Source organism: Rhodoferax ferrireducens (assembly GCF_003347515.1).
GTDB lineage: Bacteria > Pseudomonadota > Gammaproteobacteria > Burkholderiales > Burkholderiaceae_C > Rhodoferax.
Window position 1 is genome coordinate 34,571 of record NZ_QEII01000314.1, and the last position, 12,677, is coordinate 47,247.

Consider the following 12,677-nt stretch of genomic DNA (forward strand, 5'->3'; position numbering starts at 1 on the left):
ACTGGAACAACCGTTCAGCTCGCCACCACCACCCGGTTACGGCCGGCGCTCTTGGCCTCATAAAGCGCCCGGTCGGCCGCCAGCAGCAAGGCCTCCACCGTCGTGCCGTGCGTCGGAAACTGTGACAGGCCGATGGAAATCGTGACCGTTACCACTTCCTTGCCCGAGGCATGCAGCACCAGCTGCTCCACTTTTTGGCGCACCCGCTCCGCGCGCTCAAACGCCAGCTGGTCCGTGATGTCCGCCAGCACGATGGTGAACTCCTCGCCACCGTAGCGCGCCGCCACGTCGCTGCCGCGCGTCTGGCTTTGCAGCACCTGCGCCACCTCACGCAGCACCTGATCGCCGACCTCATGCCCGTGCGTATCGTTAAAGCGCTTGAAGTGGTCAATGTCAATCATCATCAGCGCCAAACCTGCGTAGTCGCCCTTGGTCTGCTGGCGCAAGGCACGTATCAATGCGCGCTGCGATGACTCATCGAAGAACCGCCGGTTATACAGGCCCGTCAACACGTCGCGTATAGCGGCCTGGCGCAATGATTCACGCAGCTTCAGGTTGCCGATGGAGAAGCCAACCTGCTCCAGCGCAAAGCGCCGGCTGCCTTCGTTTTCCTGACTCTCTTGCGGGTCGCTCGCCGCGTCCGCCTCCAGCACCACGATGCCCAACAATTCACCGTAGGCCATCAGCGGCAAGCATTGAATATTGTTGTTGTTGTGCGCACTCGCGTACTCGGATTGCAGATGCGCGCAGGAGGCCGAACCGGTCTCAAACGGTTGCCGAAACGGCTGCCTCAGCCGCGCCGCCCAACACTCGTTGGGCTCGAAGTATTCGACGAATGATTTGTCACCCCAGGTGAAGGCCTGGCGCAAGGGGTCTTGCCCGGCCGTCGCCAGATAGAGCGAACCGCTTGCCGCCCGCATCAAAGGCGGCAGGTGCTGCTTGAGCAAGCCCGCGGCTTCATCCAGGTCCTCGCAAGACTGCAAAAAGCGGCTCAGCTCGGACAAACCGTGCACTTGCTCGTTGCGGGTGGCCGCCGCTGCCAGCAGTCGCGACAACTCGACGTTGCGCTGATCCATTTCCTGCTGGGCAGCGTCCTTTTGGACTGCCGCGTTTCGAAAGCGCTGAACCAAGCCGGCCAGCAAAAGCAGGTTAACCAAAATCGACACCCCCAATGTCAAATAGTAATTTCTGATTTCCTGCTCAATTTCGGCCTCCAACTGGCTCGTGCGGCGAGCCTGATCCGTGCCCAAGCCACGCCACGCCGCGCGCACCGCGTTCATGGTCTGGTTGTCCGTGTCTGTCAGGATCAACTCCACCGCTTCATCGGAGCGTCCTTCACTCTTCAGCTTCACGATACGGTCAAGGTCCTGCAACTTGGCCGCGATGGCCTTGTCCAGTGCGCCCAGCGGGGCGATGGCGGATGGGTCCTGGCTCAGCGCCACGCCGAGTGCGGCACGCGACACCCGCATTTGGGTCAGCGCGGTGTAGTACGGCTGCAGATAGGGCGCGCGGCCACTGAGCAGAAAACCGCGCTGCCCGGTTTCTGCGTCCAGCAGCTGGTTCATCAGGTCATTCAAGGCCTTGTTGACGACCAGAGAATGGGTATTCACCTCGCGCGAATCCGCCAGGCGGGACAGGCTGCGCTGCGTCAGCACCGCGGTGGCGAACATGGCCGCGATCAGCAGCACCCAAATGGCCGAGGTCAAATTCCAGTAGCGTTTAGTTGGATCGGTGCGTGCGAGCGACATTGGCGATTCCCAGGTTTGAGGTCTATGGCCGACCTCTTGAAGCCAAGTAGAACAGCTTTGACTATGCACTGTTACAGGCCGTTTCTCTGTGCGGTGCCCCGCACAGCCACGCCCACCGGGCCTAACGCTGGTTCAGCTGCGCGGCCGAACTCAGCAACTCCTGCTGCAGCCAGTCGCGCAAGGCGACCAGCGGTGGCCAATCCTGGAGCTCGGGTGGGTGCAGCAACCAGAAAGCGTCCGCGCCCTGGTCCGGGTCCGCCAGCGCAATTGGCGACAGCTGCACCAGCCGCCCGTCACGCAAGGCATCCGCCGCCAGCAGCTGGCGGCCCAGCGCCACCCCCAAACCCTGCTCGGCCGCCTGCAGCAGCATGCCCATGTCGTTGAACACCGCCACCGGCTTGACGCGGCAACGCTGGCCCGCCAGCGCGAACCAGTGGTTCCACCGCTGGGCATTGCCCAGCAAGGGCTCATGCATCAAGGCCGCCGGGTCGCCGCCGAGCAGGCGCCGGGCCACCGTGGGGGAGGCCACCACGATCAGTGGCGAGTCGATCAGACAGGTGCCCGCCAGCCCCTGCCACGGGCCTTTGCCCTGCCGCAAGGCCGCGTGATAGCCCTCGCGCGGCAGGTCAATCACCTGGAGCGATGTATGCAAGTCGATCACGATGCCCGGATGCTGCTCACGCCAGCGCGCCATGCGCGGCAACAGCCAGTGCTGCGCAAAAGACGGCAGGGCGGTGAGGCGCAAGCTTTGCTCCGTGCCACTCGCCGCCAGCGCCGCCGCGCGCACGCCCTCGTCGATTTGCGCCAGTGCCGGCTCCACCGCGCTCAGCAGCGCCGCACCGGCCGCATTCAGCACCACGCGGCGGCCACGCCGGTCAAACAGGGCAAACCCAAGCTGCTCCTCCAGCACCCGCATCTGCTGGCTGATGGCGCTGTGCGTCAAATGCAACTGCTCCGCCGCCGCGCGCAGATTGGACAGCCGGGCTACAGCACGAAAGGTGGGCAAGGTTTGAAGCGGAATGCGGCTCATGCTGGTCAGTATATCTAACCAAATTCGCCAGAATTGATTGCTTTTATTGGCGCGTTTGGGTAGCTATGCTTACCTGTCACTCAACAAGGAGCCCCGCATGAACCCATCCACCTCCTGCACAACATTGCCCTTGGCTCCGGCCCAAGGCCCCTGGCTGGCCCGGCTGCTGCGGCGCACTGCGCGCACCAGCGGGCGCTACCTGTTTGCGCTGTGGAACCTGCGCCTCGGCCGGCCCGGGATCAGAGCCCGGCGCCTGTCATTGAGCGAGATGAACGACCACATGCTTCGCGACATCAACGGACGCGACGGTTTTGACCTGTGGCGCGAACTGGATCGCTACGAGCAAACCAAGGCGCGTTTGCCTCTGTAACACTTTTAGCAATTGGTTACAAAGAAATAGGGTGGGTCCATAATGCGCCACAAACCATCTCAGGGACGGGATAAGAACAATGGCTACCTTGATACCGGCGCTTGGCGCCTGCGTGTCGCGCATGACCGCAGGCGAGCGCCGGCTGGCTGAGCGGCTGGAGCAAAAACTCGACGACGATTATTGGTGATCACCGACCGCAATGATCTGGACGATCAGCTTTTTGACACCTTTGCAGCTTCTAAGCAGTTGCTGCGTCAGGAGGCCGTGGGCCTGATGCTGGAGAAACTTGAGGTGATCTCGGCCCTGTATCACGGCTTTGCCTATGAACACTATTTCGAAGCGGATACCGCCCAGAAGCTGTCGCTGATTCTCGCGGCGGAAGAGCATATCCTCGGCTTGGATGACGGCCGCAAGCGTTATATCAATGAGGTCACGGCACTTTCGCAAGCCTTCGCCATTGCCATACCGCATGAGCAAGCGATGGACGTGAAGGACGAAGTGGGCTTTTTCCAGGCGGTGAAGGCGAGGCTGGTGAAGTACGACAGTGTCGGGGGCGGGCGTAGCAACGAAGAAATCGAAACCACCATTCGCCAGGTGATTGACCAAGCGTTGGTGTCGGAAAAAGTGATTGATGTGTTTGACGCGGCGGGCATAAAGAAACCAGACATTTCCATTTTGTCTGACGAATTCTTGGCCGAACTGAAAGGCTACGAGCATAAAAACGTGGCCTTGGAAGTGCTCAAGAAACTCCTCAATGACGAATTGAAAATCCGCGCCAAGCGCAACCTGGTGCAGAGCCGGTCACTGATGGAAATGTTAGAGACCGCCATTAAAAAATACCACAACAAAATTCTGACCGCTGCCGAGGTGATGGACGAGCTGATCAAGGTCAGCAAGGAGATCGTCGCCGCCGACGATGAAGCTAGACACATGGGGCTTTCCGACTTTGAATATGCGTTCTACACAGCAGTCGCCAACAACGACAGTGCCCGCGAGCTGATGCAGCAAGACAAGTTACGCGAACTGGCTGTGGTGTTAACCCAACGTGTGCGCGAAAACGCATCCATAGATTGGACTATCAAAGAGAACGTCAGAGCCAAGCTCAAGGTGATTGTGAAACGTACCCTGCGGCAATTTGGCTATCCACCCAACATGGAATTGCTCGCGACAGAAACGGTACTTAAACAGGCGGAGATGATTGCGAACGAGCTTACGGGCGTTGTTTAGGTAACCATGAGCATTGACGACCGAGACTACCTGCGTGATCGACATGGAGCTTCCAACACGGAGGCTCGGCGATTCCGCACGTCTGAGCAGCAGAAAGCACGTCAGGCAGAAGAGTTGAAGAATCGTTTTGCCAGGTACAGCGGCTCTTCTCGTGGGCTGGCTGCGCCCAAAGCGCGTCGGAGTCGTTTCTTTCTTATCGCGCTGGTGTTGGTGATCGGGGTCATGTTCTGGACGCGCTGGCCAGACATTCCGGCGCGTTTTTTAGCCCGGTTTGCCAGCACCCCATTCCCAGAGACTGGCGCGGTGCGCTGGTTTACGCCGGTTGCGGTCAATGGGATGGGTGATGTGGAGAACCATGGAGAAGTACCAAGTTGACTTGGAGTTTCGAAGTAGTCCTTAATTGATAGCTACTCATGCAGGTAGGACGGGGGCTAGAGCCTTATTTTGCATAAAGTTTTGACTTTCAGGCCACCCCGCGTGAGCCGATTCAATAAAAATACGGCTCACATATTGAGCCGTATTAACTAGAATGCGGCTCATGACCACCCCATCGCAAGCCGCTCAACCCACCTACATCTGGCAATACCCCGGCTGGCCGACGCTCGTGTTTGATGCTGGGGCCGTGGCGCACGACCTGAATGTGGCCCATTTGCAAATGGGTCGGGTATTGGGTTTGCTGGACGCCATTGGCTTGACCGACGCGCAGGAAATTACCCGTGATCTATGGGTGCAAGAGGCCATCGCCACGGCGGCGATTGAGGGTGAACAGCTCGATCTGACCGCCGTTCGATCGTCGGTGGCGCATCGCTTGGGGCTGGCCGATGCCCCCACCCGTGACCGCCATGTGGATGGTTTGGTGGCGGTGATGCAGGACGCCACCAGCGGCTACCAATCGGTGCTCGACAGTGACCGTTTGTGTCGCTGGCAGTCCGCCCTGTTTCCGGGGGGCACGTCGAGTCTGCGTCGTATTACCGTCGGGCGTTACCGCGAGCACACCGATCCGATGCAGATCGTCAGCGGGCGGCAAGGGCACGAGGTGGTGCATTACACCGCACCTGCGTCAGACAAGATGGAGGCTGAAATGGCGAAGTTTCTGGCATGGTTTGAGGCCACGCGCCCCACCAGCGATGCAGCCCCCAGCCTCAACGGCCTAGCTCGCGCCGCACTGGCACACTTGTGGTTTGAGTCGATTCACCCGTTTGAAGACGGCAATGGCCGTCTGGGGCGCGCCATTGTGGACCTGGCGCTGGCGCAGGCGGTGGGCGCACCCGCGCGCCTGTTGGGCATGTCGCGGCAACTGCTGGCGACCCGTAGCGCGTATTACGACGCCTTGAACCGGGCGCAGTCAGGCGGGCTGGACGTGACGCCCTGGGTGCAATGGTTTGTGCAGGCCTTCACGCAGGGCTGCATCCAGTCGCAAGCGGTGGTGAGGCAGGCGCTGGACAAGGCCCGCTTCAGGCAGCGCGCGACCAGCTTGGCGGTCAATGAGCGGCAAAGCAAGGTGTTGAACCGTTTGCTGGAAGCGGGAAGCAGCGAATTGGGCGGCGGCTTTCTCGGCGGCATGACGGCGGAAAAATACAGCAAGATCACCGGTACCTCCAAAGCCACTGCCACCCGCGACCTGGCAGAGCTGCTGCGGCATGGTTTGCTCAAAGTTGAGGGCGTCGGCAAGGCCACCCGCTATGCCGTCAACGTCGAAGGGTGGAGCCAACCCACCACGAGTTGAATCGCCAAGACAGCAAGACGATGGGTGCGCGCAGGTCTTTTCCGTCTTTGTCCTGGTGCGGCAAGAGTCTGGCACTGGACTCGTCGGCACCTCACGGGCGTTCAGTGAATTGAAGCGACTAAGCTCGAATAATTGCTGCAATATGCGAGACCCTCATGAGCATTGACGACCGAGACTACATGCGTGATCGAAATCGCGCCTCCGACATGGAGGCTCGACGATTCCGTACGTCTGAGCAGCAGAAAGCACGCCAGGCAGAAGAGTTGAAGAATCGTTTTGCCAGGTACAGCGGCTCTTCTCATGGGCTGGCCGTGCCCAAAGCGCGCCGGAGTCGTTTCTTTCTTATTGCGCTGGTGTTGGTGATCGGGGCCATGTTCTGGACGCGCTGGCCAGACATTCCGGCGCGTTTTCTGGCCCGGTTTGCCAACACCCCATTCCCGGAGACAGGCGCGGTTCGCTGGTTTATCCCGGTTGCGGTCAATGGGGTGGGTGATGTGGCACCCCTGACAATTACCGGGCTGGCCGAGGCGGGTCAACATGTGGTGGTCAAGCTCGACACTTGGGAGGCCCACGCCCCCATCGCCATGATCCCCATTTTTGAGCCGCTGGAGTTTTACCGGGCGGGCAATCGGCTCATGGGGCATCGTATCGACCTGGGCGGTCGCATCAACGGCAACCTCAAAATTCGGCGGTCCAGTTTTGTCTAAGACAGAACAAGCGCTCGCTGGCGACGTTTGTGGCGCGGCCGGCGGTGGCGCGCGGATTGGGGATTCCGGCGCGATCCTGATTTGATAGCGGCTTGCGCAGGTGGGACGGGACTGGAGGGCTGTTTATTCAGGTAGCGTTCCCGCCCACTCCGCTAGTTTCTGTTGCAGCTCTTCCTTGCTGGGCAAATAGAGCTGGTATTCCTTGGCGTGGATGTTCGCGTCTTTGGGCAGGGTGATTTCAACCAGCGCCGCGTGCTTTTTCTTGCAGAGCACGATGCCGATGGTGGCGCTCTCGGCGTCGGTTTTCACGTAGCGGTCAAAGTAGTTGACGTACATCTGCATCTGGCCCAGGTCCTGATGGGTGAGCTTGCCGATTTTGAGGTCGATCAGCACGTAGCAACGCAACAAGCGGTTGTAGAACACCAGGTCCACAAAGAAGTGGTCGTCGTCAAAGGTAAAGCGCTTTTGGCGCGCTTCAAACAGGAAGCCCTTGCCCAGCTCCAGCAAAAAATGCTCGATCTGGCTGATGATGGCGGCTTCCAGGTCGGATTCAGAAAACCGGGCTTGTTCGGAGAGGCCCAAAAATTCCAGCACCAGTGGCTCTTTGAGCAGGTCATGCGGCTGGCTGACGATCTGCCCTTGCTTGGCGAGTTGGCGAATGCCGTCCTTGTCGCGGCTGAGCGCCAGTCGCTCGTACAGGCCACTTTGAAACTGACGCCTGAGTTCACGCAGAGTCCAGTTTTGGCTGGCGGCTTCGATCTCGTAGAAGCTGCGTTCATCCGCTTTCTTGATGCCCAGCAGGAAGACGTAGTGAGACCAACTCAGGCTGAAGGGGCGGTTTTCAGTGCTTTCCAATAAGTCAGACAGCGTCTGTCCAATGGGACGTTTCTGGATTTGGAATAAGCCAGACGCTGTCTGACCTATTCGCTGGGCGTGCAGCACATAAAACTGCCGCATGAGTTTGAGGTTGGTCGCCGAGAAACCGCTGCCAAATTCGGCAGTCAGGCGTTCGGCCAGGCGCTTGAGCACTTGCTTGCCGTATTCCGCGCGACTTTCTCCTTGCTGTTCGTATTCAACAATGTGCCGACCGATTTCGAAGTTGGTATGCACTTGCACCAGATCGACGCCACGCGCAACGGTGTTGCGGGCCGACGTGATCAGCGCTCGGATGCTGGCGTAAAGAGCCGATTCAGCGTCCGCCGCAGCCGACGCGCTCATCGCTTTGTTCATGCAAATCCCCTGATCTTCTGATGTGGGAGGCAATGTGCCTCTGCTCACTGAAGAATATACGAAGTCTGTTTTTTGCAACCGGACGGCGAACGGCCACGCTCCAGGTCTCGCTCGGGCGCTATCTCTCCCCCACGTCCTCAAACTGGCTCAGCAGATGGTTGCGTCGCTTGCCACAACAGCGACACCGGCGCCGCGTGCAGTCGCTCGTCAAACGGCGTGATGCGGTCATGGTCGTGCAGCACCAGATCCACCTCGTCTTGCTCCTTGGTTCGAAAGTGTGAGATGCGCAGCCGCTTCCCGGACCAGGTGGTGAGCTTGCGGACTTCGGACACGACGAAGTTCTCCAACAGCGGGCCATAGGCGGTGCGGTCTTTTTGCAGTTGGGCGGCGGTGACATCGCGCAGCGCAGCCAGTAAACAGGTGTCCAAAAAATGAAGCTTGGGCGTTTTCGTGAGGCGACTGACGGCGTTGCTGGACCAGGGCGGCACCTGCCGCGTCAAAAACAAGCGCTCCAGAATGCCCACATATTTCTGCGCCGTGGGTGTGGTCCAGCTGGTCGATGTTGGCGATGTCGCGCACATCCCGGTCCAGAATGAGCGCCACATAGTCTTGCAGCCAGGCCTGGCGGCGGCTGAGGCTGGTGCGGCGCAGCGCTTCGGGGTAGCCGCCCTTGAGCACGCAATCCATCGAACGCAATAACCGCGCCTTGATGGCGCTTATGGCGAGGCCGGCGGTGGTGGTGCCGGGGATTTTGGTGCGATCCTGATTTAATAGCGGATTGCGCAGGTGGGACGGGGGCTAGAGCCAGATTCGGCATATATTTTTGATCAAACTTGCCTGTCGCCCCGCAATACAATCCACATCGCCCGAGCGCCACGGGCTTCAAGCGCCCACATTCAGCCGCTACCAGCACCCAACATCTACAGCCGGCAGCGTGACCAAGGAGCAAGTGGCGATGCGCCTTAATCGTGACGTTCTGAGCGCCTTTCGCGCCGCTGGCTGCGCACGCATTCGGAGGTGTAAGGGTTGGCCGAGGTGGCCAAGCTGTCTTGCTTAAATCTCAAATGAGACACATAATTGAAGCCTGTAACACAGGAGGCCACACCATGGCAGCACAAACTTCAATGCTCCACATTCGGGTGGACGATGACATCAAAGAGCAAGCCACCGTGGCGCTGACGGCCATGGGCTTGTCGGTGTCGGATGCGGTGCGGCTGTTTTTGCGCCGGGTGGTGATCGATCAGGCCTTTCCGCTCGAACTCAAGGTGCCCAATGCGCAGACGCAGGCTGCCATGGAAGAGTCCCGCGCCATGATGGCCAGCCGTCGCCAAGCCGACGCAAGCCAAGCCCGTTTCGCAACCGCTGACGAACTGTTTGCCGATCTTGAAAAGAACAGCCGCCAATAAGCAGAGCAAGCGCGCGGCCCTGCCGCGGTCTGCCGACTACACAAAAGCATTTTTAAAAGACTGGGTGCGCTTGTCGCACGCCGGCCGCTATGACATGGTGCGACTCAAGGAGGCGATGATGTTGCTGATCGCAAACGACGCGCCGCTTGGCCCCGAATGGCTGGACCATGCCTTGAAGGGTGATTGGGCCGATCACTGGGAATGCCACATTGGGGGCGACTTCTTGCTGATTTATCAGGTTGAAGCCAACTCGATTAACTTCGTTCGATCCGGCACGCATTCTGAACTGTTCAGTAGTTAAGGAATAACGCATGAAGCCATCGTCATCCGCGACGAAAAGTTTGCCCGGGCCTACGCGCATGTGTATGACCACTACTACGGAGCAGGGTTGAGTGCTCATGCCCACCCCATCGCAAACCGCACAGCCCACCTGCATTTGGCAACACCCCGGCTGGCCGACGCTCGTGTTTGATGCCGGGGCCGTGGCGCACGACCTGCATGTGGCCCATTTGCAGATGGGTCGCGTATTGGGTTTGCTGGACGCCTTTGGTGTAGCCGCCGGGGGGTTGCCAATGGCGCAAGGGGGCTTGCTGGAGGACGGGCTCAATGGCCTGCAGCAGAACGCCATCACCCTCTCTGGCAAAGCCGTGCAGCAGTACCGCGCCGGGCGCGATCTGCGTCGGCGCGGTCTCGGGGGGCAAGTCGTCAAACAGGTCCATCGGGGTGATTTTGCTATTTTTTGCGAGCCTCTTGCCCGCCTCAGTTGGCGACGGTAAAGCGTTCTTTCACATGGCGCGGGGTTTCAATCTCGTCCACGATGGCGACCGCCAGATCGGCCACCGAGATACCGGCGGGCGCGTCACCCACGCCGGGCAGCACGTCGTCCAGACCCGTGCGGTACTGGCCGGTACGCGCGCCGGGGGCCAGGGCGATGGGTGGCGACACAAAGCTCCAGTCCAAGGAAGTCTCCAGCTTCAGTTGATTCAGCGCTTCACGCGCGGCCAGTGCGCCTTGCTTGTATTCGGCGGGGAACGGCGGCGTGTCCACCAGCTGCACGCCAGGCGCCACAAACAGGCTGCCCGCGCCGCCCACCACCAGCAGGCGTTTCAGGCCGGCGCGTTTCACGCCTTCCACAATGGCGCGGCTGCCCTGCAGGAACAGGTCATGGATTTGCGGCTCGGTCCAGCCCGGGTTGTAGGCGCTGACGACAGCGTCGTGACCGGCCACCGCCTGGGCCACCTGCGCGGTATCCAGTACGTCTGCCGCTACCACGGTCAGCTTGGGTTGTGCCGCCAATTTGGCCGGGTGGCGCGCCAGCGCGGTGACCTGGTGGCCCCGGCTGAGCAGTTCGACCAGGACAGCGCTGCCAACAAAACCTGTGGCGCCAATGAGTGCAATTTTCATGTGAATCTCCGGTGGGTGTAAGAAGGCTCTAGTGTGTTGGCTTCACAAACGTTTGAATAGTCGGTAAATTTCGCTAATACTGTGAAGTAAAACTAAACAAATAAAGGTTTTTTGCATGGGCCAACTCAAACGCATGGCGGTTTTTGCCGAGGTGGTGGCCGCCGGTTCGCTCACCGCCGCCGCCCGCCACTTGGGCATGACGCCGTCCGCCGTAAGCCAGCATTTGCGCCAGCTGGAAGGCGCGCTGGGGCTGGCGCTGTTGCACCGTTCCACACGCAAGCTGACGCTGACCGAGGCCGGCGCACGCTACATCGAGGGCTGCACCGCCATGGTGGCCGCCGCACGCGCCGCCGACCAGGCGCTGGCCCGCCACCGGGACGAGCCCGAGGGCGAGCTGCGCATCGCCGCGCCCATCGGCTTTGGCGGCTTGCTGGCGCAGGCGCTGGCACCCTTGCGCAACCACCCCAGGCTGACCCTGCGGCTGTTGCTGGATGACGCGCTGATTGACCTGATCGAGGAGCGCGTGGACATTGCCTTGCGCGCGGGCAGCCAGCCCGACTCCAGCCTGGTGGCCCGCAAGCTGGGCCGCATGGACGCCCAGATGTGCGCCGCCCCCGCTTACCTGGCGGAGCGCGGCTGGCCGCGTACGCCGCAAGACCTGGCCGCGCACGACTGGCTGGGTGGCCGGCCTTCCAGCAACGGGGCCGAGACTTTGGTTTTGCACAACCAGGGGGGTGAACAAGTGACGGTGCAGGTCAGCAGCCGGGCCCACGCCAGCCAGGTGACGGCCTTGCATGCGCTGTGCGTCGAGGGCTGGGGCATCAGTGTGGTGGTGAGTGATGACGACCGGCGCGCCCTGGCCGATGGGCGCCTGGTGCCGGTGTTGCCGGGCTGGCAGTTGCCCGACCTGCCGGTCTACGCCATCACGCCCCGGCGTGGCGAGCAGCCCGCCAAAGTGCGCCATGCACTGGCGCTGTTGGCCGCCCATTTTGAACAACTGCCACGCCAGGGGCTGTAGCGGGTGATCCGCCCCCGCCGCGGCAAGGCCAATAACTTTCCGGCCAAAATGCGCGACGCAGGGCGCTCACCGTCCCTCACCGCCCACATCCATCGCAAGGAACCCCATGACCGATCTCTCCCGCTTTCCCGTCACCCACAAATGGCCCGCCCAGCATCCCGAGCGGCTGCAGCTCTACTCGCTGCCCACGCCCAACGGCGTCAAGGTGTCGATCATGCTGGAGGAAACCGGCCTGCCGTACGAGCCGCATCTGGTCAGCTTCGAAACGCACGACCAGATGACGCCGGAATTCCTCTCGCTCAGCCCCAACAACAAGATTCCGGCCATCCTTGACCCCAACGGTCCCGGCGGCCAGCCGCTGGCGCTGTTCGAGTCCGGCGCGATCCTGCTGTACCTGGCCGAAAAGACCGGCCAGTTCCTTCCGCAGGACGCGGCGCAGCGCTACGAGACGATCCAGTGGCTGATGTTCCAGATGGGCGGCATCGGCCCGATGTTTGGCCAGCTGGGATTTTTTCACCGGTTCGCCGGTAAAGAGTACGAGGACAAGCGCCCGCGTGACCGCTATGTGGCCGAGGCCAAGCGCCTGCTGGCCGTGCTGGAGCAGCGGCTGACCAACCGCGACTGGCTCATGGGCGAGGCCTACACCATCGCCGACATCGCCACCTTCCCCTGGGTGCGCAACCTCATCGGCTTCTACGAGGCGGGCGATCTGGTGGGCATGCGGGATTTTCCGAATTTGAACCGGGCGCTGGCGGCGTTTGTGGCGCGGCCAGCGGTGGTGCGCGGGCTGGGGATTCCGGCGCGGTCCTGA

The 12,677-nt window shown here is 61.1% G+C and carries 15 protein-coding genes and 1 pseudogene; 11 read left to right on the top strand and 5 right to left on the bottom strand.

What is annotated here, in order from left to right; translation table 11 throughout:
- Nucleotides 1-14: 14 nt before the first annotated feature.
- The gene (locus C5P05_RS26285; protein ID WP_114972821.1) at nucleotides 15-1,748 is read right to left on the bottom strand and encodes a diguanylate cyclase; all 1,734 of its coding nucleotides are present in this window, start codon (nucleotides 1,746-1,748) and stop codon (nucleotides 15-17) included.
- 121 nt (nucleotides 1,749-1,869) lie between these two features.
- Nucleotides 1,870-2,790, bottom strand: a complete 921-nt coding sequence (locus C5P05_RS26290) for a LysR substrate-binding domain-containing protein (RefSeq protein ID WP_232834678.1) — start codon at nucleotides 2,788-2,790, stop codon at nucleotides 1,870-1,872.
- A gap of 85 nt (nucleotides 2,791-2,875) precedes the next feature.
- Here C5P05_RS26290 and C5P05_RS26295 point away from each other — a divergent pair, with 85 nt between their 5' ends.
- From C5P05_RS26295 to C5P05_RS26315, 6 genes and pseudogenes are all read left to right on the top strand, one after another.
- Nucleotides 2,876-3,148: a hypothetical protein gene (locus C5P05_RS26295; protein WP_114972822.1), complete on the top strand. Its 273-nt coding sequence runs from the start codon at nucleotides 2,876-2,878 to the stop codon at nucleotides 3,146-3,148.
- A 79-nt stretch (nucleotides 3,149-3,227) separates the two neighbouring features.
- Nucleotides 3,228-3,329 (top strand): annotated as a pseudogene (locus C5P05_RS26300) (NERD domain-containing protein); the annotation flags it as partial.
- 2 nt (nucleotides 3,330-3,331) lie between these two features.
- Nucleotides 3,332-4,375, top strand: coding sequence for a DUF3387 domain-containing protein (locus tag C5P05_RS26305; RefSeq protein ID WP_232834669.1), 1,044 nt, complete (start codon nucleotides 3,332-3,334; stop codon nucleotides 4,373-4,375).
- Nucleotides 4,376-4,381: 6 nt separating this feature from the next.
- On the top strand, nucleotides 4,382-4,750 hold the full coding sequence (locus C5P05_RS33840; RefSeq protein ID WP_157979460.1) for a hypothetical protein: 369 nt from the start codon (nucleotides 4,382-4,384) through the stop codon (nucleotides 4,748-4,750).
- 163 nt (nucleotides 4,751-4,913) lie between these two features.
- Nucleotides 4,914-6,101 carry a Fic family protein gene (locus C5P05_RS26310; protein ID WP_114972823.1) on the top strand — a complete coding sequence of 396 codons (1,188 nt, stop codon included), beginning with the start codon at nucleotides 4,914-4,916 and terminating at the stop codon, nucleotides 6,099-6,101.
- Between the two features lie 155 nt (nucleotides 6,102-6,256).
- Nucleotides 6,257-6,808 (top strand): hypothetical protein, encoded by a 552-nt coding sequence (locus tag C5P05_RS26315; RefSeq protein WP_114972824.1) that lies wholly within the window; start codon nucleotides 6,257-6,259, stop codon nucleotides 6,806-6,808.
- 123 nt (nucleotides 6,809-6,931) lie between these two features.
- Here C5P05_RS26315 and C5P05_RS26320 read toward each other — a convergent pair whose 3' ends face one another.
- The gene (locus C5P05_RS26320; protein WP_114972825.1) at nucleotides 6,932-8,038 is read right to left on the bottom strand and encodes a PDDEXK nuclease domain-containing protein; all 1,107 of its coding nucleotides are present in this window, start codon (nucleotides 8,036-8,038) and stop codon (nucleotides 6,932-6,934) included.
- Nucleotides 8,039-8,175: 137 nt separating this feature from the next.
- A complete protein-coding gene (locus C5P05_RS26325) occupies nucleotides 8,176-8,643 on the bottom strand; it encodes a DUF4143 domain-containing protein (protein WP_198674876.1) in 468 nt (155 codons plus the stop codon).
- Nucleotides 8,644-9,144: 501 nt separating this feature from the next.
- Here C5P05_RS26325 and C5P05_RS26330 point away from each other — a divergent pair.
- From C5P05_RS26330 to C5P05_RS26340, 3 genes are all read left to right on the top strand, one after another.
- Complete coding sequence (locus tag C5P05_RS26330; RefSeq protein ID WP_232834670.1) at nucleotides 9,145-9,444, top strand: type II toxin-antitoxin system RelB/DinJ family antitoxin; 300 nt, start codon at nucleotides 9,145-9,147, stop codon at nucleotides 9,442-9,444.
- On the top strand, nucleotides 9,413-9,745 hold the full coding sequence (locus tag C5P05_RS26335) for a type II toxin-antitoxin system YafQ family toxin (protein WP_114972827.1): 333 nt from the start codon (nucleotides 9,413-9,415) through the stop codon (nucleotides 9,743-9,745). The genes C5P05_RS26330 and C5P05_RS26335 overlap by 32 nt, the downstream gene beginning before the upstream one ends.
- A gap of 97 nt (nucleotides 9,746-9,842) precedes the next feature.
- Nucleotides 9,843-10,220: a DUF4172 domain-containing protein gene (locus C5P05_RS26340; protein WP_114972828.1), complete on the top strand. Its 378-nt coding sequence runs from the start codon at nucleotides 9,843-9,845 to the stop codon at nucleotides 10,218-10,220.
- On the opposite strand, the gene C5P05_RS26345 is transcribed toward C5P05_RS26340, so the two are convergent.
- A complete protein-coding gene (locus C5P05_RS26345; protein ID WP_114972829.1) occupies nucleotides 10,204-10,848 on the bottom strand; it encodes an NAD(P)-dependent oxidoreductase in 645 nt (214 codons plus the stop codon). The genes C5P05_RS26340 and C5P05_RS26345 overlap by 17 nt on opposite strands.
- Nucleotides 10,849-10,963: 115 nt before the next feature.
- Between C5P05_RS26345 and C5P05_RS26350 the strand changes: the two genes are divergently transcribed.
- Together C5P05_RS26350 and C5P05_RS26355 are read left to right on the top strand one after the other, a co-directional pair.
- Nucleotides 10,964-11,866: a LysR family transcriptional regulator gene (locus C5P05_RS26350; RefSeq protein WP_114972830.1), complete on the top strand. Its 903-nt coding sequence runs from the start codon at nucleotides 10,964-10,966 to the stop codon at nucleotides 11,864-11,866.
- A 106-nt stretch (nucleotides 11,867-11,972) separates the two neighbouring features.
- Entirely contained in the window at nucleotides 11,973-12,677 is a 705-nt protein-coding gene (locus C5P05_RS26355) for a glutathione S-transferase N-terminal domain-containing protein (protein WP_114972831.1), read from the top strand.

Bases quoted from the DNA above. Each gene is read 5' to 3' on its own strand.
- C5P05_RS33840 (WP_157979460.1), top strand. From the start codon at position 4,382: ATGAGCATTGACGACCGAGACTACCTGCGTGATCGACATGGAGCTTCC.
- C5P05_RS26345 (WP_114972829.1), bottom strand. From the start codon at position 10,848: ATGAAAATTGCACTCATTGGCGCCACAGGTTTTGTTGGCAGCGCTGTC.
- C5P05_RS26325 (WP_198674876.1), bottom strand. From the start codon at position 8,643: ATGTGGCGCTCATTCTGGACCGGGATGTGCGCGACATCGCCAACATCG.
- C5P05_RS26350 (WP_114972830.1), top strand. From the start codon at position 10,964: ATGGGCCAACTCAAACGCATGGCGGTTTTTGCCGAGGTGGTGGCCGCC.
- C5P05_RS26355 (WP_114972831.1), top strand. From the start codon at position 11,973: ATGACCGATCTCTCCCGCTTTCCCGTCACCCACAAATGGCCCGCCCAG.
- C5P05_RS26285 (WP_114972821.1), bottom strand. From the start codon at position 1,748: ATGTCGCTCGCACGCACCGATCCAACTAAACGCTACTGGAATTTGACC.
- C5P05_RS26310 (WP_114972823.1), top strand. From the start codon at position 4,914: ATGACCACCCCATCGCAAGCCGCTCAACCCACCTACATCTGGCAATAC.
- C5P05_RS26340 (WP_114972828.1), top strand. From the start codon at position 9,843: ATGCCCACCCCATCGCAAACCGCACAGCCCACCTGCATTTGGCAACAC.
- C5P05_RS26330 (WP_232834670.1), top strand. From the start codon at position 9,145: ATGGCAGCACAAACTTCAATGCTCCACATTCGGGTGGACGATGACATC.
- C5P05_RS26315 (WP_114972824.1), top strand. From the start codon at position 6,257: ATGAGCATTGACGACCGAGACTACATGCGTGATCGAAATCGCGCCTCC.
- C5P05_RS26320 (WP_114972825.1), bottom strand. From the start codon at position 8,038: ATGAACAAAGCGATGAGCGCGTCGGCTGCGGCGGACGCTGAATCGGCT.
- C5P05_RS26295 (WP_114972822.1), top strand. From the start codon at position 2,876: ATGAACCCATCCACCTCCTGCACAACATTGCCCTTGGCTCCGGCCCAA.